Annotated in this window: 16 protein-coding genes and 1 pseudogene; 8 read left to right on the top strand and 9 right to left on the bottom strand. The window is 71.8% G+C overall.

Features of this window, described 5'->3' with window-relative positions; genetic code table 11:
- Positions 1-39: 39 nt before the first annotated feature.
- Entirely contained in the window at positions 40-684 is a 645-nt protein-coding gene (locus ACFVYS_RS02000) for a DsbA family protein (RefSeq protein ID WP_389497895.1), read from the bottom strand.
- A gap of 150 nt (positions 685-834) precedes the next feature.
- On the opposite strand from ACFVYS_RS02000, the gene pepN (ACFVYS_RS01995) reads away from it, so the two are divergent.
- The 3 genes from pepN (ACFVYS_RS01995) (at position 835) to ACFVYS_RS01985 (ending at position 4,899) form a co-directional block, all read left to right on the top strand.
- Positions 835-3,405 (top strand): aminopeptidase N, encoded by a 2,571-nt coding sequence (gene pepN / locus ACFVYS_RS01995; protein ID WP_389497893.1) that lies wholly within the window; start codon positions 835-837, stop codon positions 3,403-3,405.
- A 229-nt stretch (positions 3,406-3,634) separates the two neighbouring features.
- Entirely contained in the window at positions 3,635-4,702 is a 1,068-nt protein-coding gene (locus ACFVYS_RS01990; RefSeq protein ID WP_389497891.1) for a hypothetical protein, read from the top strand.
- A 47-nt stretch (positions 4,703-4,749) separates the two neighbouring features.
- Positions 4,750-4,899 (top strand): hypothetical protein, encoded by a 150-nt coding sequence (locus tag ACFVYS_RS01985; RefSeq protein ID WP_389497889.1) that lies wholly within the window; start codon positions 4,750-4,752, stop codon positions 4,897-4,899.
- A 3-nt stretch (positions 4,900-4,902) separates the two neighbouring features.
- Here ACFVYS_RS01985 and ACFVYS_RS01980 read toward each other — a convergent pair.
- From ACFVYS_RS01980 to ACFVYS_RS01970, 3 genes and pseudogenes are all read right to left on the bottom strand, one after another.
- Positions 4,903-6,709 (bottom strand): annotated as a pseudogene (locus ACFVYS_RS01980) (TIGR03767 family metallophosphoesterase).
- 278 nt (positions 6,710-6,987) lie between these two features.
- Entirely contained in the window at positions 6,988-7,464 is a 477-nt protein-coding gene (locus ACFVYS_RS01975; protein WP_389497887.1) for an NUDIX hydrolase, read from the bottom strand.
- A 9-nt stretch (positions 7,465-7,473) separates the two neighbouring features.
- On the bottom strand, positions 7,474-8,394 hold the full coding sequence (locus ACFVYS_RS01970; protein WP_389497885.1) for a pyridoxamine 5'-phosphate oxidase family protein: 921 nt from the start codon (positions 8,392-8,394) through the stop codon (positions 7,474-7,476).
- A gap of 161 nt (positions 8,395-8,555) precedes the next feature.
- Between ACFVYS_RS01970 and ACFVYS_RS01965 the strand changes: the two genes are divergently transcribed.
- Together ACFVYS_RS01965 and ACFVYS_RS01960 are read left to right on the top strand one after the other, a co-directional pair.
- Positions 8,556-9,101: a CGNR zinc finger domain-containing protein gene (locus tag ACFVYS_RS01965; protein WP_389497883.1), complete on the top strand. Its 546-nt coding sequence runs from the start codon at positions 8,556-8,558 to the stop codon at positions 9,099-9,101.
- A 245-nt stretch (positions 9,102-9,346) separates the two neighbouring features.
- On the top strand, positions 9,347-12,655 hold the full coding sequence (locus ACFVYS_RS01960; RefSeq protein ID WP_389497882.1) for a S8 family serine peptidase: 3,309 nt from the start codon (positions 9,347-9,349) through the stop codon (positions 12,653-12,655).
- 91 nt (positions 12,656-12,746) lie between these two features.
- Here ACFVYS_RS01960 and ACFVYS_RS01955 read toward each other — a convergent pair whose 3' ends face one another.
- Both ACFVYS_RS01955 and ACFVYS_RS01950 read right to left on the bottom strand, forming a co-directional pair.
- The gene (locus ACFVYS_RS01955) at positions 12,747-13,637 is read right to left on the bottom strand and encodes a hypothetical protein (protein WP_389497880.1); all 891 of its coding nucleotides are present in this window, start codon (positions 13,635-13,637) and stop codon (positions 12,747-12,749) included.
- A 1-nt stretch (position 13,638) separates the two neighbouring features.
- A complete protein-coding gene (locus ACFVYS_RS01950) occupies positions 13,639-14,175 on the bottom strand; it encodes a sigma-70 family RNA polymerase sigma factor (RefSeq protein ID WP_389497879.1) in 537 nt (178 codons plus the stop codon).
- Between the two features lie 208 nt (positions 14,176-14,383).
- Here ACFVYS_RS01950 and ACFVYS_RS01945 point away from each other — a divergent pair, with 208 nt between their 5' ends.
- Complete coding sequence (locus ACFVYS_RS01945) at positions 14,384-15,403, top strand: aspartate-semialdehyde dehydrogenase (protein ID WP_389497877.1); 1,020 nt, start codon at positions 14,384-14,386, stop codon at positions 15,401-15,403.
- On the opposite strand, the gene ACFVYS_RS01940 is transcribed toward ACFVYS_RS01945, so the two are convergent.
- The gene (locus ACFVYS_RS01940) at positions 15,390-15,884 is read right to left on the bottom strand and encodes a DUF1203 domain-containing protein (protein WP_389497875.1); all 495 of its coding nucleotides are present in this window, start codon (positions 15,882-15,884) and stop codon (positions 15,390-15,392) included. The two genes, ACFVYS_RS01945 and ACFVYS_RS01940, sit on opposite strands and share 14 nt — an antisense overlap.
- A 210-nt stretch (positions 15,885-16,094) precedes the next feature.
- On the opposite strand from ACFVYS_RS01940, the gene pepN (ACFVYS_RS01935) reads away from it, so the two are divergent.
- Positions 16,095-18,662, top strand: a complete 2,568-nt coding sequence (gene pepN, locus ACFVYS_RS01935) for an aminopeptidase N (protein WP_389497873.1) — start codon at positions 16,095-16,097, stop codon at positions 18,660-18,662.
- Between the two features lie 80 nt (positions 18,663-18,742).
- Here the strand turns inward: pepN (ACFVYS_RS01935) and ACFVYS_RS01930 are convergent, their stop codons facing one another.
- The gene (locus ACFVYS_RS01930; protein WP_389497871.1) at positions 18,743-19,696 is read right to left on the bottom strand and encodes an EamA family transporter; all 954 of its coding nucleotides are present in this window, start codon (positions 19,694-19,696) and stop codon (positions 18,743-18,745) included.
- Positions 19,697-19,819: 123 nt separating this feature from the next.
- Between ACFVYS_RS01930 and ACFVYS_RS01925 the strand changes: the two genes are divergently transcribed.
- On the top strand, positions 19,820-20,341 hold the full coding sequence (locus ACFVYS_RS01925; RefSeq protein WP_389497869.1) for a MarR family winged helix-turn-helix transcriptional regulator: 522 nt from the start codon (positions 19,820-19,822) through the stop codon (positions 20,339-20,341).
- 321 nt (positions 20,342-20,662) lie between these two features.
- Here ACFVYS_RS01925 and ACFVYS_RS01920 read toward each other — a convergent pair whose 3' ends face one another.
- A complete protein-coding gene (locus tag ACFVYS_RS01920; RefSeq protein ID WP_314225819.1) occupies positions 20,663-20,944 on the bottom strand; it encodes a hypothetical protein in 282 nt (93 codons plus the stop codon).
- Positions 20,945-21,239: the final 295 nt, after the last annotated feature.

Below are 21,239 nucleotides of genomic sequence, written 5' to 3'. Positions count from 1 at the left end.
ATGGTGCCCCGCGAGTGTGCTCGCGGGGCACCACTGCCGTCACAGGTTGCTGAAGTCCGGGCCCTTGGTCCGGGAGCGCTTGATCTCGTAGAAGCCGGGGACCGAGGCGACGGCGAGGGTGCCGTCCCAGAGGCGGGCGGCTTCCTCGCCCTTCGGGGCGGGGGTGACCACGGGACCGAAGAAGGCGATCTGCTCACCGTCGGGGCCGGGGACGGCGATGACGGGGGTGCCGACGTCCTGGCCGACCTTCTCGATGCCCTCCTTGTGGGAGGCGCGCAGCTGGGCGTCGAACTCGAAGTCCGACTGCTCGGCGTACTCGATCAGGGACGCGGGCAGACCGACGTCCTCGAGCGCGCCGGCGATGGCCTCCACGGTCGGGCCCTCGCCCTTGTTGTGGATGCGGGTGCCGAGCGCGGTGTAGAGGGGGCCGAGGACGTCGGCGCCGTGCAGCTGCCAGGCGGCGGTGACCACGCGCACCGGCTGCCAGGCCTTGACCGCGAGCATCTCGCGGTACTCCTCGGGCAGCTCGTCGAGCTTGTTCTCGTTGAGGACGGCGAGGCTCATCACGTGCCAGCGGACCTCGATGTCACGGACCTTCTCCACTTCCAGCACCCACCGGGAGGTCATCCAGGCCCACGGGCAGAGCGGGTCGAACCAGAAGTCGACGGGGGTCTTCTCCGACATGTCTCTCCTCGAGCAATCCTCATGAGATAAGCCTTTCCCACCTGAACACCGGTGTCCGTGCCGCACATTCCCTGCTGCCCCGCGTCAGGGGCGCGTGGCAGGATCACTCCTGTCCGAAAGCCCATGCTCAAGCACTGAGGGAGTACCGCCGTGCCCGGTGAGAACCTGTCCCGCGACGAGGCCCGGGAGCGGGCCGCCCTGCTGTCCGTCGACGGGTACGACGTGTCCCTCGACATCCGGTCGGCGGTCGGCGACCGGACCGGGGACGAACCTCGCACCTTCCGGTCGGTCACCACGATCCGCTTCCGCAGCAGCGAGCCCGGCGCGTCGAGCTTCGTGGACCTGATCGCGCCGAGTGTGACGTCCGTCTCCCTCAACGGCCGCGACCTCGACCCCGGTGAGGTCTTCGACGGCGCCCGGATCCTGCTGGAGGACCTGGCCGCGGAGAACGAGCTGATCGTCGACGCCCAGTGCGCCTACTCCCGCACCGGTGAGGGCCTGCACCGCTTCGTCGACCCGGAGGACGGCGAGGTGTACCTGTACACCCAGTACGAGCCGGCCGACGCCCGCCGGGTCTTCGCGGGCTTCGAGCAGCCCGACCTCAAGGCCCCGTTCCGCTTCGAGGTACGGGCGCCCGAGGAGTGGGTGGTGTGGAGCAACGGCGCCGGCGAGCGCACCGACGGGGTGTGGCGCTTCGCGGAGACGAAGCCGATCTCGACGTACATCACCTGTGTCGTGGCCGGCCCGTACCACTACGTGACGGACACGTACACGCGCGACCTGGGTGACGGTACGACGCTGGAGATCCCCCTCGGCGCGATGTGCCGCAAGGGCCTGGCGCCCCACTTCGACTCCGCGGACGTCTTCCTCGTCACCAAGCAGGGCCTGGACTTCTTCCACGACCACTTCGACTACCCGTACCCGTTCGGCAAGTACGACCAGGCGTTCGTGCCCGAGTACAACCTCGGCGCGATGGAGAACCCGGGTCTGGTGACCTTCCGCGAGGAGTACATCTTCCGGGGCAAGGTGACGCAGGCGTCGTACGAGGCGCGGGCGAACGTCATCCTGCACGAGATGGCGCACATGTGGTTCGGCGACCTGGTCACCATGGTGTGGTGGGACGACCTGTGGCTGAAGGAGTCCTTCGCCGACTTCATGGGCACGTTCGCGAACGTCGGCGCGACCCGCTTCACCGACGCCTGGATCACCTTCGCCAACCGCCGCAAGGCGTGGGCCTACCGCGCGGACCAGCTGCCCTCCACCCACCCGATCACCGCCGACATCCGCGACCTCCAGGACGCGAAGCTGAACTTCGACGGCATCACCTACGCCAAGGGCGCCTCCGTCCTGAAGCAACTGGTGGCGTACGTCGGCCAGGACGCGTTCCTCGAAGGCGCGCGGCGCTACTTCAAGCGGCACGCGTACGGCAACACGCGCCTCGGTGATCTGCTGTCGGTGCTCGCCGAGACCAGCGGCCGGGACATGGCCGGCTGGTCGCGGTCCTGGCTCCAGACGGCGGGCGTGAACTCGCTGACCCCGCAGGTGCTGCTGGACCCGCAGGGCCGGATCGACGAGCTCGCGGTGGTCCAGGAGGCCCCCGAGGCGTACCCCGAACTGCGGCCGCACCGGGTGGCGATCGGCCTGTACCGCCGCGAGGACGACCGTCTCGTGCGGTACGCGCGCGCCGAGACGGACGTCGACGGTCCGCGCACGGTCGTGACGGAGCTGGCGGGCGCCGAGGCCCCGGAGCTGGTGCTGGTCAACGACGACGACCTGACGTACTGCAAGATCCGCTTCGACGAGACCTCGCTGGCCACGCTGCGCGAGCACCTGGGTGCGATGACGGACCCGCTGGCCCGCGCCCTGTGCTGGTCGGCGCTGTGGAACCTGACCCGGGACGCCCTGCTGCCCGCGCCCGACTTCGTGGACCTGGTGGTGCGGTTCGGGCACCACGAGTCCGACATCGGCGTCCTGCAGATGCTGCACGCGTGGGCGGACTCGGCGCTGATCCACTACGCGCCGCGGTCCTGGCGGCGGACGGGCGAGGAGCTGCTGGCCGGCACCGCGCTGCGGAATCTGCGGGCGGCCGAGCCGGGCAGCGAGCACCAGCTCGCCTGGGCGCGCTTCTTCGCGACGGTGGCCTCCTCCGACGCCGACTTCGAGCTGCTCCGGGGCCTGCTGGACGGCGCGGCGGAGATCGACGGCCTGGAGGTGGACCAGGAGCTGCGCTGGGTGTTCGTGGAGCCGCTGGTCGCGCACGGGTACGTCGACGAGAAGGCGCTGGCGGCCGAACTGGCCCGTGACGACACGGCGTCCGGCAAGCGCCATCAGGTGCGCTGTCTCGCGGCCCGCCCGTCGGCGGCGGTCAAGGCGCAGGCGTGGGCGCAGCTGGTGGAGTCGGACTCGCTGTCCAACGCGCTGGTGGAGGCGACGATCGCGGGATTCGACCGGCCCTCGCAGCGGGAGCTGCTCGTGCCGTACGCGGAGAAGTACTTCGCGTCGATCGAGCGGATCTGGGCCGAGCGGTCGATCCAGATCGCGATGACCGTCGTCAAGGGTCTGTTCCCGTCGCTCCAGGACTCCCCCCGGACGCTGGAGGCGACGGACGCGTGGCTCGCGGCGCACGAGTCGGCGGCCCCGGCGCTGCGCCGGCTGGTGCTGGAGGCGCGCGACGACCTGGCGCGGTCGCTGCGGGCGCAGGCGGGCGGCGGGGAGGCCTGAACCGACCGAGCGCTCAGGCCCTGAGCTTTGGCCATGAATTCCGCTGACGGTCACCGTTACGGAATTCAGGCAATCCGACCCGTAACCCCTGGCTCCCCCATTCGGGACCAGGGGTTTTCGGCGCCTCATCGGCATCCGAACACCCGTCCTTTAGGACGAGCTTGTCCGGATTTGTCGACGGGCGTGTAACAGGGGTTAAGAGACCGGCCGGACGCGGAATCCCCGTTGCATGAACCACCACAACACCCCGCTCCCCCAGGTTCCCTCGGCGTCCCCCCGCCCCGTCCGCCACCTGTCGGACGTACAGCGCCGCGTCACGACGGCGGGCCGGCTCCGCTCGCAGGGCATCGCCGTGGCCGAGGCGAACGAGCAGTGCCGTGCCGACGGCCCCTGGCAGCAGCTCCTCCCCGGTGTGTACCTGCTCCACCCGGGCCCGCCGACCAGCGAGGAGCGGCTGCACGCGGTGCTGATGTACGCGGGCCGCGACACGGCGACGCCGCCGCCCGCGGTGCCGACCCAGCCGGGCGCCGGCGACCCGCACCGGCCGGTGTACAAGGAGGCGATGATCACCGGGCTGGCGGCCCTGAACCTGCACGGGCTCTCGTCCGCTCCCCCGCTGCTGTCCCTGGAGCACATCGACGTCCTGGTCCCGCGGCTGCGCCGGCTGCGCTCGACGGGCTGCGCCCACGTCGTCCGTACGGGCTCCCTGCCGACTCCCGAGCAGGCCACGGGAGTTCCGGTGGCGCCGGTGCCCCGCGCGCTGGCCGACGCGGTGGCCCAGCTGACGGACGCGGGAGTGGTGCAGCGGCTGCTGTCGGAGGCGGTACGCGGGGGCCACTGCGAACCGACCGCGGTGGTGCGGGAGTTGAACAACGCCAAGCTGCTGAGCCGCCCACACGTGGTGGACGCGGTGGACTCGCTGCTCGCGGAGGGACGCGCGTTCGCGGAGGACCGGCTGTACACGATGGTGTGCGACTACGGCCTTCCCGACCCGGTGTGGAACGTGGACCTGCGCCTGCCGGGCGGTCCGCACCTGGGCGGTCTGGACGCGTACTGGCCGGAGCAGGCGGTGGCGGTCGAACTGGACACCCGGGCGCCGCGGCAGGACGAGGACGCGCTCTGGTCGGAGTACGCCCGCAAGCGCGAGCATCTGGAGCGGCTCGGCATCACGGTCGTGTACATCACGCCGAAGAAGCTGAGGGACGCGATGGAACAGCAGGCGGCGGTGGTCCGCACGGCGTTGATGGCGTCGGGCGACAGGGACCCGGCCGCGTATGTCGTGGTGCTGCCCCGGTAGGGAGGAACCGGGGCAGGTCCAGGAGGGGAGAGGAGGGGCCGTCGGTCGTGACCCGACGGCCCCTCCTCATGCCGTCACGCCGTCCCCGCCGCGCGCAGCGGACAGCCGGTGCCGAGGCGGTCGGCGAGTTCGGCATGGAGGGCGGCGAGTTCGGCCATGCGGGCGTCGACGGCCTCAGCCGTCTTCCGAAGGGGTGACGGTCACCGGCGGCCGCCCTTCCTCAGGAGCAGCTCCGTGTTGCGGTCCTTCGCGTCGCCCGCCAGCCGTGCCCCGTCGAAGCGGGCGTTGGCGGACAGCTCGCGGTAGAGGGTGGCCAGGCCGGTCTGGGAGAGGTCGGTGCGGTCCGTGCGGTGGGGGGCGGACGACTCGATGAGGGTGGTGTGGATCGAGAGGGTGCCGTCCTTGTTGTCCACCAGCTCGACCACCCGGGCGAGCTGCGGGAACTCCACATGGGAGGCCGTGGAGATCTCCCAGAAGGTGCCGCCCTCGGCGGATCCCTCGCCGGAACCCCTGTGCGGGGTGATGTCGTTGCGGTGGATGTGGCCGTTGATCCAGGCCAGGACGTTGGGGGTGGCGGCCGAGCAGCGCGGTCAGCTCGGCCCCGTCGTGGCGGCGCTCGGCCGGGCGGGCCGGGTCGGGGCGGGTGTTGGCCATGGTCTTGCCGGTGTGGTGGCTGAAGACGACGGCGTACGCCTCCCGGTGGGCCCGCAGGGTCGCGTCCAGCCAGTTCAGCTGTGCCGTGCCGATGGAGCCCTCGAAGTGACCGCCTGGGTCGGTGGTGTCGAGGCTGACGCCGATCACGCCGTCCGCGATCGGGAAGGTGTAGTACTGCGTGCCCGCGTCCAGGTTCGCGGCCGTGTAGCCGTGGCCGACCGGTCCGCCCACGCCCTTGTGGGCCGGGTCCAGATGGGCCCTGAGGTGGTCGGCGGGGGTGTAGGGGGCCCGTCGTTCGTCCGGGGTGACCGAGCGCGCCTTGCGGGAGTGCGACTTCAGCAGGTCGCGGATGACCTCGCCCCTGGGGTCCTTGTCCCCGCTGATGCTCTGCTGGAGTTTCGCGGCGTCTGCGCTGCTCAGCTCCATCAACTTGCGGCCGCCCACCGCGTACTCGGCGAGGTAGGGGTCGCCGTGCGCGTAGCAGCCCAGCGGCATCGCGTCGTGGTTGCCGACGGTGGAGTACCAGGGCAGGTTCAGGCCGGGGCTGCGCACCTCGCGGATCGCGGCCGCGAGGAAGCCGTCCAGTTGCGGGAAGCCACGCTGCTTGTAGGCGTCACGGGCGGTGGAGCCGGGCTGCCAGTACAGGGGCACACCGCTGTTCTGGACGCCCTCGTAGTGGCGCGGGTCGCCGGAGTTGGGGCTGATGCGGCCGCCGCTCATCACCTTCAGGTACCACTCCAGTTCGGTGTGGGCGTTGTTGTCGGTGTTGTCGCCGGTGGTGATGACGAAGTCCAGCGGGGCGCCGGTGACGGGAGCGGTCCTGAGGGCGTTGACCCGCTCCACCAGCGCGATCGCGCCCTGCACGGTGAGCGCCTCCTGCGGACGCCAGGCGATCTCGTTCGCGGCCCGCAGGTACTCCAGGCGCATCGGGTGCTGGCTGTCGATCAGGTGCAGGTCGGTGAGCTGGACGAAGGCGGCCAGGGTCGTCCGGCGGCCCGCCCGGCCCGTGACGGGCGCGGCCAGGTCGCCGCGGACGACGCGCTTCCAGCCCGCGGCGCTGCCGAGGCGCCGGTACCCGGAGCCGGCTCGCGGGGCGGCGACGGAGGCGAGGCTGGTGCCCTGCGTGTAGGGGGCGGAGGGCGTGGCGGGCACGGCGGGGGCCTGCGCGGCCTCCCTGGCCGGGGCGGCCGGCGCCGGTGCGGCGGCCGGTGGCCCCGCGGGGGCCGCCTCGCTGTCGGTGGGACGCAGGGCGTAGCCGGCGCCCGCGGAGACGGAGACGGCCGCGGTGGCGGCGAGGACGGTACGACGGTCGACCCCCAGCACGGAGGACGTGACAGAGCGTGTGCGCGGCATGGCGCGATCTCCCCGAGTACGAACGCGTCGACGATGGGCGCGGGCGGTCGCGGCAGCGAACGTCCCGCTCCCTCGGATGCTCGACACCGGGAGTGGCCTGCGCGTGAACGCCTTCGCAACGGCCAACGCCGATCGCCTACGTGGATCTCGGGGGCCCCGATCGGACCGGTGCGGACCTCGGCTGCTCCGCCCGTCGCCCGGAGCCGGTCACTCCGCGTTCATCTCACGGGGTATCGCGCCCGGGTATCGGGTACCGGTATCGCGCACGGGGGTTCCGCTCACGCTCCGGGGCCGGCCGGCGGGGGCGCGAACACGCGTCCGTCCACCGGCCGTTCGTGCCACAGCTTCAGCGCGATGTCGACCAGCCCGACCCGGGTGAGGGCGGGGACCGCGTCCAGGTCGTGCCAGGCGGCCAGGTCGGTGGAGCCGTTCACCTCGTTGCGCAGTTCGCCTCCGACGACCCGGCCCTCGTAGACGACCCGCACGCCGTGGTGGTCCACGGAGCCGCGCAGTCCCCCACGGCGGAAGGTGCGGCGGGAGGAGTCGATGCCGAGCAGGCCGGTCACCTCGACGCGGTAGCCGGTCTCCTCGTCCAGTTCGCGCACGACGGTGTCGAGGGGGTCTTCGCCGTGCTCCATGCCGCCGCCGGGCAGTACCCACTCGGGGGTGCCGTCGGCGGCCGGCGAGCGGGCGAGCAGGAGCTGTCCGTCACGGACGCAGACGGCATAGGCGGCCACCCTCAACTTCTTGCGCATGGGGGGACGTTAGCCGGTCGGGTCCGGGTTCGCAGGGGAGTATTCCGGCGCGGACCAGCGCAGCGGGAGCGCGGCGGGGGTGTCGACCGCCGCCGTGACGGTGAAGAGGACCGTGCGCTCGCCGTCGGCGGCGAACCGGGTGCGGGCCTCGCCCGTGAGCTGGAGGGTGCGGCCCGTCGTCCAGTCGAGGAACAGCAGGCCGGCGCGGGGGTCCGTGGCGAGGTTGCCCAGGGTGAGGAACATGGAGTTGCCGGGGTGGTCGCGCCAGGTGAGCGTGCGCGGCGAGGTGACGTGCACGAAGCCGGGGTTGCCGCCGCGGTGGCTGAGTTCGGCGGCGGTGCCGTCGGGGTGGAGGGTGGCGAGGAAGAAGGTGTCGGCGGCGGCGAGGAAGTCCCGCTGCTCTCCGGTGAGTTCGGCGCCGCGGAGCGGGCCGCCGGGCGTGCGGTCGACCGTCTCGTAGGTCTCCCTGCGCTGGATGTATTTGGGGCAGTTGGCGAACACCCGGTCGGTCTCGACGGCGAAGCCGCGCGGGGTGGGCAGCAGCCGGCCGTTCAGCCGTATCCGGCGACGGGTGCGCGGATCGAGGACGATCGTGCCCACCGGGGTCCCGGGGGTGGCCAGTGCCGTCGCGAGGGGGTCGGCCGGCGAGGGTCCGCCCGCACCGCTCGACGCCCGGGAGACGCCGGTGGCGACCGAGAGCCGGCGGGGTCCGGTGGCCCGGACGAAGCCGGGGGCGCCCGTGACCGCCGACGCCCAGACCCGGCCGTCGACCGGGTCGGCGGCGCCCAGCACCAGCAGCGGCTGGAGCTCCAGGAAGGCGGCGACGACCGGCCTGATGCCCTCGCCGATCGCCCGGCCCAGATGATCGGCGAGGTCACGGACCCCGACGCGGTCCTGAACCGCACGCGAGCCGGAGTGGTAGACGCCCATGAGTCGCTCGACCTCCTCGGTCCCGACGGACCTCTCGGACAGTCCGCGAGGAGTGCGCGAACCGTCCGGAAGCAATAACCCCTCATACTCAAGTTAAAGGTTAGACTCCATCATGTCAACCGGTCACATACTCTTGAGCGGTTAGCACGGAAGGAGTCCCCATGTCCGCCACCTCCCCCGCCCCCGACCCCCGCCCCCTCACCGGCGAGCCCCTCGCGCTCGACCTGCTCAACACGCGGTGGGTGCGGGAGGGCGCCGTACAGGATCTGCTGCGGGACCCGGAAGGGCTCGCCGTGTGGCTCGCGGCGAACGGGCTGGACGGGCGGTTCGCGGCCGACGCGGCGACCCTGCGGCACACCCTCCGGGCGCGGGACGCGATCGAGGCCGCGGTGGACGGCCCGGCGGACACCGCCGGCGTCGACACCGTGCTCGGAAACGGGCGGATCCGGCCCACCCTCACCGCCGAAGGACCCGGTGAGCGGGCCGAGTTCAGGGACGACACCTGGGGGCCCGGCTGGCTGGCCGCCCGGAACTACCTGGAGTTGCTCTCCACCGCCCCCGACCGGATCCGCCGCTGTGCGCACGAGGCCTGCGTGCTGCACTTCTTCGACACCTCACGCAACGGCACCCGCCGCTGGTGCTCCATGGCGGCCTGCGGCAACCGCGCGAAGGCCTCCCGGCACTACGCCCGCGCCAAGGACGCCTGACCCGGCCGACCCTCCCCACACCCGGCCCGCCCGGCCGAAACCCGCACAACCGGCGGACAGCCCTCACACAGGGGGCTCGTAGAGGGTTTTCCCCATACATCCATATCGATTCGGTCAACTCTCCCCAAACAGCTGTCCCTTAGGTAAAGCTTTGCGGTCATCCGGGACCGCATTCCGGACGACCGTGATCAGGAAGGAACGGCCTGGTCACGTGGTGCTCGTTCCTTCACCTACAAGGGATGCCGATGACCCTCACCCCCCAGCGTGAACCGATATCGGGCGCAAGACGCGTGGCCCGGATAGCCGTGGCCGCGGGCCTGGTGGCCGCGCTGTCCGCGGCCGGTCCGATACCCATGGCCTTCTCGGCCGACTCCGGCCAGGTCGCGGCCGACCCGGGCGCGAAGTCCGCCCACGACAAGCTCGGCTCCGACGACGCCGACCTCCTCGCCGAGGCCAAGGCCGCCGGCGACAAGAACGTCACGCTGATGGTCGCGACCGCCCCCGGCCAGACCGAGCAGGTCGCCGAGGAGCTGGACGCGGTCAAGGGCGGCTCCGTGGGCCAGTCCTACGACAAGGTCGGCTACGTCCGCGCCACCGTCCCGACGGGCAAGGCCGACTCGGCGATCGCCGCCGCGGTCAAGCTGTCCTCGGTGCACGCCATCGACCTGCGGCAGGACATCGCCCTCGACGACCCGACGCCGAGCGCGGACACCGCGAAGGGCGCCGGCTCGGCCGCGAAGGCGAAGACCTACGCCGCGCCGAACAAGCAGACCCCCGCCGAGAACCCGTACAACCCGTCCTTCGAGACGGGCGCCGTCGACTTCGTGAAGAAGAACCCGAAGGCGGACGGCCGCGGCGTCACCATCGGCATCCTCGACTCCGGTGTGGACCTGGCGCACCCCGCGCTCCAGAAGACCACCACCGGCGAGCGCAAGATCGTCGACTGGGTGACGGCGACCGACCCGATCCTCGACAGCGACGCCTCCTGGCGTGCGATGACGACCTCCGTGTCCGGGCCCAGCTTCACCTTCGGCGGCCGGACCTGGACGGCGAAGGCCGGCTCCTACCAGGTCAACCTCTTCCGGGAGGCCGCCACCGCGGGCGGTGACGCCAAGGGCGACGTCAACCGCGACGGCGACACCACCGACGTGTGGGGCGTCCTGTACGACGCGGCCGCCGGCACGGTCACCGTCGATGTGAACAACAACGGCGACTTCACCGACGACACCGCGATGAAGCCGTACAAGGACGGCTACCAGATCGGGTACTTCGGCACCGACAAGCCGGCGACCGACGTCGCCGAGCGGCAGCCGTTCGTCGTGCAGATCCGCAAGGACGTGCCGATGGACCCGTACGGCGGCGACTGGGTCGGCAAGAAGGCCGACTTCGCCAACATCGGTCTCATCGCCAGCGAGCACGGCACGCACGTCGCCGGCATCACCGCCGCGAACGGACTGTTCGGCGGCAAGATGAACGGCGCCGCGCCCGGCGCGAAGATCGTCTCCTCCCGCGCCTGCGTCTTCGGCCCGGGCTGCACCAACGTCGCCCTCACCGAGGGCATGATCGACCTGGTCGCCAACCGCGGTGTCGACATCGTCAACATGTCGATCGGCGGTCTGCCGGGCCTGAACGACGGCAACAACGCGCGCGCCGAGCTCTACACGCGCCTCATCGACACCTACGGCGTCCAGCTCGTGATCTCCGCGGGCAACGAGGGCCCCGGCGCGAACACCATCGGCGACCCCGGTCTGGCCGACAAGGTGATCTCGGTCGGCGCGGCCATCTCCAAGGAGACCTGGGCCGCCAACTACGGCTCGCAGGTGACGAAGAAGTACGCGCTGCTGCCCTTCTCCTCGCGCGGCCCGCGTGAGGACGGCGGCTTCACGCCGACGCTCGTCGCCCCGGGCGCCGCGATCAACACCACCCAGACCTGGCTGCCGGGCGCCCCGGTCGCCGAGTCGGGCTACCCGCTGCCGGCCGGCTACTCCATGCTGCAGGGCACCTCGATGGCCTCCCCGCAGGCCGCGGGCGCCTCGGCGCTGCTCATCTCGGCCGCCAAGCAGGCCAAGGTCGCGCTCACCCCGGCGATCCTGCGCACGGCACTGACCTCGACCGCCGACCACATCAAGGGTCTCCAGGCGTACGAGGAGGGCGCGGGCGCCATCAACATCGTGGACGCCTGGAAGTCCATCAGGAAGGGCGCCACCGCCCACGACTACACGGTCAAGGCGCCGGTCGACACCGCGCTCGACTTCGCGCTGAAGACGCCGGGCTTCGGTACCGGCATCTACGACCGCGAGGGCGGCCTGAAGGCCGGTCAGAAGAAGACGTACGACGTCACCATCACCCGTACGTCCGGCGCCGACAAGGCGATCCGCCACGAGCTGCACCTCGAGAACAACGCGGCCGGCACCTTCAGGATCCTCGGCTCGGACGAGGTGAAGCTGTCGCTGAACAAGCCGGTCACCGTCAAGATCCAGGCGCAGCCGAAGGCCGCGGGCATCGCCAGCGCGATCCTCGAGGTCGACGACCCGAAGACCGAGGGCCTCGACAAGCAGATCCTCAACACGGTCGTCGTCTCGACGCCGGTGAACTACACGTTCCACGCGTCGAACTCCGTGCAGCGCAACAGCTCGCAGTCCTACTTCCTGACCGTGCCCGAGGGCGCCAAGGCGTTCGAGGTCGCGATCGGCGGACTCAAGGACAAGAGCCAGACCCGGTTCATCTCGATCCACCCCTACGGTGTCGCGGTCGAGGACAGCTCCACGATCTACTGCTACAACAGCTACCTCGACGGCAACGGCTGCAAGCCCGACGCCCGCTCCTACGCCGACCCGCAGCCGGGCGTCTGGGAGATCGAGGTCGAGTCGCGCCGCACCTCGCCGCTGCTCGACAACCCGTACAAGCTGGACGCCACCGTCTACGGCGCGGCCTTCGACCCGGCGACCGTGACCGTGCCCGAGGCGAAGGTAGGCACCCCGGCCCCCGTCTCCTGGAAGGTCAAGAACAACTTCGCCGCCATCGACGGCAAGCTGGCCGGCGGCCCGCTCGGCTCGTCCAAGGCGGCGCGCCCGACCATCGCGAACGGCGCGACCGAGACCACCACGGTCGAGGTCCCGGCCGGCGCCAAGTCGCTGGACGTCTCCATCGGCAACGTCTCCGACGCCTCCGCCGACCTGGACCTGACGGTCTTCGACGCGGCCGGCAACCAGGTCGCCCAGCAGGCCGACGGTGACTCGGAGGAGGCGGTCTCCATCCCGTCGCCCGCCGCCGGCACGTACACCATCGAGGTCGCGGGCTACTCGGTCCCGGCCGGCACGACGGCGTACGACTACCTGGACGTGTTCTTCTCGTCCTCGCTCGGCACCGTCGACGTCGACGAGTCGACGCCGGTGAAGCTCGGCACGGGTGCCTCGGCGTCGGTCTCCGCGACCGTCACCGCCGCGGCCGCCGCGCCCGAGGGCCGGGCCTTCTTCGGCCAGGTCCAGCTGGTGAACGCGCGGGGCACCGTCGCGGGCATCGGCAACGTGGCCATCGAGAAGGTCACTCCGTAACCGATAGCGGTACCGGTCGACCGACAGCGGTCGAACAGGGGCGGGCGTCCACTCGGGCGCCCGCCCTTCGCCGTGTCCCGGCGCGTCCCGCCTATTCGCAGGTGACGCCCTCCGCCTCGGGCAGGGCCCGGGCGAGCGCCTCTCGCTCGGGGACGATGTCGGGCTCGCCGACCGCCCAGACGTCGGGGGTGGTCGACCCCTTCGACAGGGCGACCAGGACATGGTCGCCCTCGCGCAGCAGCGGGTCCATGTCCGCCGCCATCACGAAGTCGACCTCGGGCCCGCTCCCGGCCGGCCGGTAGGCGTGGGTGACGTGCAGCGTGACCCGCTCCCGGCCGGTGCCCGCCACCCGGCCGACGGCCGTCACGTCCCCCTCGACGACGAACCGGGCGCAGGCCAGATAGCCGGGGTCGCCGAGGAGGCTCCCGGCGTCGCCCGCCGACGCCTCGGCCTTCTCGTCGGACCCGGCCGCACTGTCGGCGCTCTTGCTCGCCCCGCTGTCGGCCACCCCCTGGCCGACCTGGACGACCACCCACCCGCCCCCGAGCACCAGCGCACCGGCGGCGGCCACACCGGCGAGCCGCAGGGCGAGGGGACGGACCCGGCGCGGTGGGCCAAGCCGCCGTACCGGGGCGGGCGCCAAAACCCGCGCCGGCTCGCGCACCGGCTCCGTCAGGACGTCCGCGAGGATGCCGAGCTGCTCGCGCAGGAGCGCCACGTCGGCGGTCGCCGAGCGGTGGGCGGCCAGGTAGGCGGAGTCGGCGCGGGCCTCCTCGGAGAGGCCGGAGAGGGGTACGTCGAGGACGGCGGCCATCAACGCGTCCATACCGTCGTCGCCCTCCCGCCCGTCCCGGCCCTCGAACTGATCGCGGCTCTCGTCACGGCTCTCGTCGCGGCTTTCGTCGCGGCTTTCGTCATGGTTCTCGTCGTGCGGTTCGCATCCGTTTCCGGGTTGTCCGGGTTGTCCGGGTAGGGCGGTCACGTCACACCACCTCGTCCTCGTGCAGGCGGGCGCGCAGGGCCCGGACCGCCGTGTGCAGGCGGCTCTTGACCGTGCCCTCCGGGACGCCCAGTTCCACGGCGATCGAGCGCACCGGCAGGTCGGCGTAGAAACGCAGGACGACGACCTGACGCTGGGCGTCGGGCAGGTCGTCCAGCCCCTGCGCGACGGCGAGGGAGAGCACGCTGGTGTCCTCGCCGGACGGGAGCTCGTGCTGGCGCAGCGAGGCCAGCCGCTCCCCCAGCCGCTCCTGGCGGCGCTTGGCGCGGTGCCAGTCCATGGCGAGGTTGGAGGCGACGACGGCCGCCCACGCGGAAACGTCGCGCGGCGTCTCGTACCCCTTCGCCGCGCGCTCCAGGAGCCGCAGGCGGACCTGCTGTACCCCGTCCGGCAGGTCCGCCTGCGGCACCCCGCCCAGCGCGAGCACCGCCCGCACCCGGCGTTCCTGCGCCGCGTCCAGCGGGTCGTCGCCCTGTCCGGCCCCGTCCCCCTGGGCGCGCCGGGCCTTTCCGCGCAGCACAGCCACCCCTCTCTACCGCGTTTCCTCTACGACGCCGTGGCGCGCGAAAACGTTCGGCGCCACCGTGAGGAATCCTCGGGAGGCATACGTCACACCGGCGGGTGTCCCAGTCCTCGGGCATGGTGGGCAAAGAATTGGACAGGTGGGCCGGGGTCGGCCGCATGATGGAAAAGTCCGTAAAGAGCCGTGAACAGAGCAAGGAGTCGCCGTGAGGGTCGGAATCGTCGGAGCCACCGGTCAGGTCGGCACGGTCATGCGCAGGATCCTCAAGGAGCGTGACTTCCCCGTCACGGAGCTGCGTCTGTTCGCGTCGGCCCGTTCGGCGGGGACGGTCCTGGACGGCGTGACGGTGGAGGACGCGGCCACAGCCGACTACGCGGGCCTCGACATCGTCCTGTTCTCCGCCGGTGGCGCGACCTCGCGGGCGCTGGCCGAGAAGGTCGCCGCCCAGGGCCCGGTCGTGATCGACAACTCGTCGGCGTGGCGCAAGGACCCCGAGGTGCCCCTGGTCGTCTCCGAGGTGAACCCGCACGCGATCGTGGACCGCCCCAAGGGCATCATCGCCAACCCGAACTGCACGACGATGGCCGCGATGCCGGTCCTGAAGCCGCTGCACGCGGAGGCCGGTCTGGAGGCGCTGGTCGTCGCGACGTACCAGGCGGTGTCCGGCTCGGGCCTCGCGGGCGTGGCGGAGCTGCACGGGCAGGCGCAGAAGGTCGTGCCCGACGCGGACCGGCTGACCCACGACGGCGAGTCGGTCGACTTCCCGGAGCCGCAGGTCTACCAGCGCCCCATCGCCTTCAACGTGATCCCGCTCGCGGGCTCGGTCGTCGAGGACGGTCTGAACGAGACCGACGAGGAGCAGAAGCTCCGCAACGAGTCCCGCAAGATCCTGGAGATCCCCGGGCTGAAGGTCTCCGGCACCTGTGTGCGTGTCCCGGTCTTCTCCGGCCACTCCCTCCAGGTCAACGCCCGTTTCGCGCGTCCGATCAGCGCCGAGCGCGCGACGGAGCTGCTGGGCGGCGCCCCGGGCGTGGCCCTCAGCGACATCCCGACCCCGCTCCAGGCGGCCGGCAAGGACCCGTCGTTCGTGGGCCGCATCCGGCAGGACGAGACCGTGGAGCACGGTCTTGCCCTGTTCATCTCCAACGACAACCTCCGCAAGGGCGCGGCGCTGAACGCCGTACAGATCGCGGAGCTGGTGGCGGCCGAGCTCAGGTCCGCCTGACCTCGTAGAGGAAGCAGCCGTACTCGACGGCCCGGACGTGCACGAACGCCACGTCCGGGTCGTCGAACGCGTTCCGGAACGCCTCGTCGAGCCCGCCGACGCCGACGAGCGCGCCGCCCAGGATGCTGCCCTCGGCGGAGTACCGCCGCACGGTGCGGTGCGCCCCGGCGAAGGGGTACCCGTCGTCCCCGGCGAACCCCGCGCAGCCGTCGGCGTGGACGAACACGGGCCCCTGCTCGTCATAGGCCCCGGGGTCGACGCCCGCCCCGGCCGCCCAGCGACGCAGCGGCGCGTACGAGACGAGCGCGATCCGCTCCCCCACGGCACTGCGCCGCAGGCAGCACCGCAGCGGGGCGCCGCCCTCCTCGTCGGCGAAGGACTCCGTCCGCCGTCCGGCGTCGTCGACGACCCGGAGCTCGTCGAGCACACCGGCCGCGATGGCCCGTGGCGCGCAGGCCACGTCGTTCACTGTGAAGGTCATGGCTTCACCCTGGCGCCGGGCGGCCGAGGAGACCGGCGGCTTCCGGACGTCACGTTCGGGAGCGGCCCCGGTCCCGACAACGTCCGTCGGCCGGACCCTCGCCTCGGCGGACGGACGGACGGGCCGGCCGACCGCCCATAAGGTCGTCGCCCCAGGCAGCCGTCCCGTGGAAGGATGACGCAACCGACACATATCCGAGGAGATGACCGCGTGCCTGGCACAAACCTGACTCGCGAAGAGGCGCAGCAGCGGGCGAAGCTGCTCACCGTTGACTCGTACGAGATCGATCTGGACCTCTCCGGTGCGCAGGAGGGAGGGACCTACCGGTCCGTCACGACGGTGCGCTTCGACGTCGCGGAGGGGGGCGCGGAGTCCTTCATCGACCTGGTGGCGCCCACCGTCCACGAGGTCACGCTGAACGGGGACACCCTCGACGCGGCGGGGCTCTTCAAGGACTCGAGGATCGCGCTGCCGGGCCTGCTGCAGGGCCGTAACGTCCTGCGGGTGGCCGCGGACTGCGCGTACACCAACACCGGTGAGGGTCTGCACCGGTTCGTCGACCCGGTCGACGAACAGGCCTATCTGTACACGCAGTTCGAGGTGCCGGACGCCCGCCGTGTCTTCGCCTCCTTCGAGCAGCCGGACCTCAAGGCCACCTTCCGGTTCACCGTGAAGGCGCCGACCGGCTGGACCGTCATCTCCAACTCCCCGACGCCCGAGCCCAAGGACGACGTCTGGGCCTTCGAGCCGACCCCGCGGATCTCCAGCTACATCACCGCGCTCATCGTGGGGCCGTACCACAGCGTCCACAGCGTGTACGAGAAGGACGGCCAGTCGGTGCCCCTCGGCATCTACTGCCGGCCCTCCCTCGCCGAGCACCTCGACTCGGACGCGATCTTCGAGGTCACGCGGCAGGGCTTCGAGTGGTTCCAGGAGAAGTTCGACTACGCGTACCCGTTCAAGAAGTACGACCAGCTGTTCGTGCCGGAGTTCAACGCGGGCGCGATGGAGAACGCGGGCGCGGTCACCATCCGGGACCAGTACGTGTTCCGGTCGAAGGTGACCGACGCGGCGTACGAGCTGCGCGCGGAGACGATTCTGCACGAGCTGGCCCACATGTGGTTCGGCGACCTGGTCACCATGGAGTGGTGGAACGACCTGTGGCTGAACGAGTCGTTCGCCACGTACACCTCCATCGCCTGCCAGGCGTACTACCCGCAGTCGCGCTGGCCGCACTCGTGGACCACGTTCGCCAACTCCATGAAGACCTGGGCGTACCGGCAGGACCAGCTGCCGTCCACCCACCCGATCATGGCCGAGATCCGCGACCTGGACGACGTCCTCGTCAACTTCGACGGCATCACCTACGCCAAGGGCGCGTCCGTCCTGAAGCAGCTCGTGGCGTACGTCGGCATGGATGAGTTCTTCGCGGGCGTACAGGCCTACTTCAAGCGGCACGCGTACGGCAACACGCGGCTGTCCGACCTGCTCGGCGCGCTGGAGGAGACCTCCGGCCGTGATCTCGGCACCTGGTCGCAGAAGTGGCTGCAGACCGCCGGCATCAACATCCTCCGTCCCGAGATCGAGACGGACGCCGAGGGTGTCATCACGTCCTTCGCGATCCGCCAGGAGGCCCCGGCGCTCCCGGCCGGCGCCAAGGGCGAGCCGACCCTGCGCCCGCACCGCATCGCCGTCGGCCTGTACGAACTCGACGACGACAGCGGCAAGCTGGTGCGCGACGAGCGCGTCGAGCTGGACATCGACGGCGAGCTGACGGCCGTACCGCAGCTGGTCGGCAAGCGCCGTCCGGACGTCGTCCTGCTCAACGACGACGACCTGTCGTACGCCAAGGTCCGCCTCGACGAGCAGTCGCTCGCCTTCGTCACCGAGCACCTCGGCGACTTCGAGTCGTCCCTGCCGCGCGCCCTGTGCTGGGCGTCCGCCTGGGACATGACCCGGGACGGCGAGCTGCCCACCCGCGACTACCTGTCCCTGGTGCTGTCCGGCATCGGCAAGGAGTCCGACATCGGGGTGGTCCAGTCGCTGCACCGCCAGGTCAAGCTCGCCATCGACCTGTACGCCGCGCCGGCCACCCGCGAGGCCCTGCTGACCCGCTGGACGGACGCCACGCTGGCGCATCTGCGGTCCTCCGCGGCGGGCAGCGACCACCAGCTGGCGTGGGCGCGCGCGTTCGCGGCCACGGCCCGTACGCCGGAGCAGATCGACCTCCTGGAGTCGCTGCTCGACGGCGGCCAGACCATCGAGGGCCTGGCCGTCGACACCGAGCTGCGCTGGGCGTTCGTGCAGCGGCTGGTGGCCGTGGGGACCTTCGACGAGGCGGACATCGCCGCCGAGTACGAGCGGGACAAGACGGCCGCCGGCGAGCGGCACGCGGCGACCGCGCGGGCCGCCCGGCCGACCCCGGAGGCCAAGGCGGAGGCGTGGGCCTCCGTCGTGGACTCCGACGAGCTGCCGAACGCCGTGCAGGAGGCGGTCATCGGCGGCTTCGTCCAGACCGACCAGCGTGAGCTGCTCGCGCCGTACACCGACCGGTACTTCGAGGTCGTCAAGGGCATCTGGGACTCCCGTTCGCACGAGATCGCCCAGCAGATCGCGGTCGGCCTCTACCCGACGGTCCAGGTCTCCCGGGAGACCCTGGCCAAGACGGACGACTGGCTGGCCTCGGCCGAGCCGAACGCGGCCCTGCGCCGCCTCGTCTCCGAGGCCCGCGCGGGCGTGGAGCGCGCGCTGAAGGCCCAGGCGGCCGACGCGCAGTAACACGTCCTGGCGGTCCTACGCGGCAGAGGGCGTCCGATGTCTCATCGGGCGCCCTCCGTCCTGCCCGGGCCGCGTCTCGCTCACCGCCGGAGCGCCGGACCTGTCACGTCCGGCCGGTCCCGGTCCCGGTCCGCGCGGGCCTTCCCCCCGCCGGCGGGACCGAACGTGCGTACGGCCGTCCCGCCGCCGGTCCTCAGCTGGCCCGCCACGGTCGCGCCGAACGCCAGCGCCATGCCCGTCAGCTGGAGCGGCGTCAGTGCCTGGCCGAGGGCGGCCCAGCCGACGACGGCCGCGGTCAGCGGGGAGAGCGGGCCCAGGAAGGTGACCTGGGTGGCGGTGAGCCGGCCGATGCCACGGAACCAGAGCCAGTACGAGACGGCCGTGTTCGCCAGCGCCAGGTAGAGGTAGCCGCCGACCGCGCGGCCGTCCAGGGCGGGCGGGGCCCCCTCGACGAGGAAGGCGAGCGGGGCGATCAGCAGGCCGCCCGCGGTGAGCTGCCAGCCGGCGAGGGCGAGCGGGCCGACGCCGTCCGGGCGGCCCCACCGCTTGGTGAGGACCGTGCCGGCCGACATCGAGGCGGTGGAGGCGAGCGCCGCGAGCACGCCGAGCGGGTCCAGCGCCCCGGCCGCCTTCAGCACCACCAGGCTGACACCGAACGCGGCCACGACCCCGGCCAGCACGGTACGGGCGGTCGGCCGCTGCCCCAGCAGCAGCGCCGAGAGACCGACGACGAACAGCGGTCCGACCGAGCCGACGACCGCCGCCATGCCGCCGGGCAGCCGGTAGGCGGAGAGGAAGAGCAGCGGGAAGAAGGCGCCGATGTTCAACGCGCCGAGTATCGCGGCCTTCCCCCACCAGACACCGCGCGGCAGGACCCGGCCGAGGGCGAGCAGCAGCAGCCCGGCGGGCAGGGCCCGCATCAGGCCGGTGAACAGCGGGCGGTCGGCGGGGAGCAGCTCGGTGGTGACGGCGTAGGTGGTGCCCCAGGAGACCGGGGCGAGAGCGGTGAGCAGGACGGTCGAGGACCTCTTCATGGAATTAGCTTAGCGCTAAGCGACTTAGCGTCAAGTGGCTTAGCGGACATCGACTTAGCGTAGAGCGGCTTAGCGTCGCGCCACTTTCTCGTGGGTGACCGGAATCAGGGGGATACTCGTCCCATGAGCAGCCCGCAGCCCCCGCGCAAGGATCCCGTCGACGCGATCATCGAGCAGTGGGCGACGGTCCGGCCCGACCTCGACACCGGCGCCATGGAGGTCTTCGGCCGGATCTCCCGGCTCGCCCGCGCGATCGGCGACCGGATGGAGAAGGCGTACGCGGGTCTCGGCATCGGACGGGGCGAGTTCGACGTACTCGCCACCCTCCGCCGCTCCGGCGAGCCCTACACCCTCTCGCCCCGCCAGCTGTCGGCGACGCTCATGCTCACCACCGGCGGCATGACCGGCCGCCTCGACAAACTGGAACGGGCCGCACTGCTGCGCCGCTCCCCGGACCCGCACGACCGCCGGGGCCTCCAGGTCACGCTGACCGAGAAGGGGCTCGATCTGGTCGACCGGGCGGTCGGCGCGGGTCTCGCCACCCAGACCGACGCCCTGACCGCCGCACTGGACACCGATCGGGCCGGTCAACTGGCGGACCTGCTAAGGGAGTTGCTGTTGACGACCGAGACGTCGAGCAGCTGAGCCGGGCACTGCGACCGGGCACTCGACGAGCCGACCGGAGAACCGTGAGGGGAGCCGGCCAGCGAGTCGAACGAGAGCCGGCCCGGGAGCAGACCACGGAGCCGACGGGGAGCCGGTCAGTTGCCGTCAGATACCGCTGCACCGTGGGCGCCAGCCACGCCCAGGTCCCGGGCGGGCCTGGGTCCGGCCGGGCTGAGGTTCCGGGCCGGGGGGCCGCAAACGCGTCGAGGGCGTCGGCTTCCTCCGCGTACGGCATGCGCGTACACGGAGGGAGTCGACGCCCTCGGGCCCGCATCCGGGCCGGGAGTCAGGGGGCCGGAGCTAGGCCTTGGCCTTCGCCTGGCCCTTGACGGTGATGTTGGAGCTGGTGGTGTCGCCCCTGTCCTTCGACTTGTCCAGGACCCACACCAGGCCGGCGATCAGCGCGAACAGCGCGAGGGGGGCCACCACATAGAGGCCCAGCGTCTCGCCGACGCTCAGACCCGGGCCGGGGTCGTCACCGTCGTCGCGGGTCAGCGCGAGCGCGGGGGACGACATGAGCAGCATCATCAGCGTCGTACCGGCAGCCAGGGCGCCGGCGCGCAGGGCGTTCTTCTTGTCCACGGTGCCCAAGTTAGCGAATGGTGTCGGGGAGCGCGCGCCCGGGGTGCCGTATGAGGCGCGGGCCGCTCGTACGGCCGCCAGCGGGACTGCCGCCGCCGCACCCCCGTCGCACTCCCGTCGCACCCTCGTTGCGGCTCCGTCGCGGCTCCGGAAGGCCCCGCCCGCCTCATCCTCGAACTCCCGCGCACACTCCGCTCGGGCTCCAGCGCACACTCCGCCCGAAACGTCCGCGCACACTACGCTCGGGCTCCCGCTCAAGGTCCCCCGATCACACCCGCTCAGGCTCCGCTCCCGC

Source organism: Streptomyces sp. NPDC058295, from assembly GCF_042880655.1.
Classification (GTDB): domain Bacteria; phylum Actinomycetota; class Actinomycetes; order Streptomycetales; family Streptomycetaceae; genus Streptomyces; species Streptomyces coriariae.
The sequence above is the reverse complement of the archived record's forward strand: the minus strand, read 5'-3'. Positions and strand labels throughout refer to the sequence as shown.

Bases quoted from the DNA above. Each gene is read 5' to 3' on its own strand.
- ACFVYS_RS01970 (WP_389497885.1), bottom strand. From the start codon at position 8,394: ATGGGCGTCTACCACTCCGGCTCGCGTGCGGTTCAGGACCGCGTCGGG.
- ACFVYS_RS01965 (WP_389497883.1), top strand. From the start codon at position 8,556: ATGTCCGCCACCTCCCCCGCCCCCGACCCCCGCCCCCTCACCGGCGAG.
- ACFVYS_RS01940 (WP_389497875.1), bottom strand. From the start codon at position 15,884: ATGACCTTCACAGTGAACGACGTGGCCTGCGCGCCACGGGCCATCGCG.
- ACFVYS_RS01990 (WP_389497891.1), top strand. From the start codon at position 3,635: ATGAACCACCACAACACCCCGCTCCCCCAGGTTCCCTCGGCGTCCCCC.
- ACFVYS_RS01925 (WP_389497869.1), top strand. From the start codon at position 19,820: ATGAGCAGCCCGCAGCCCCCGCGCAAGGATCCCGTCGACGCGATCATC.
- ACFVYS_RS02000 (WP_389497895.1), bottom strand. From the start codon at position 684: ATGTCGGAGAAGACCCCCGTCGACTTCTGGTTCGACCCGCTCTGCCCG.
- ACFVYS_RS01930 (WP_389497871.1), bottom strand. From the start codon at position 19,696: ATGAAGAGGTCCTCGACCGTCCTGCTCACCGCTCTCGCCCCGGTCTCC.
- ACFVYS_RS01975 (WP_389497887.1), bottom strand. From the start codon at position 7,464: ATGCGCAAGAAGTTGAGGGTGGCCGCCTATGCCGTCTGCGTCCGTGAC.
- ACFVYS_RS01960 (WP_389497882.1), top strand. From the start codon at position 9,347: ATGACCCTCACCCCCCAGCGTGAACCGATATCGGGCGCAAGACGCGTG.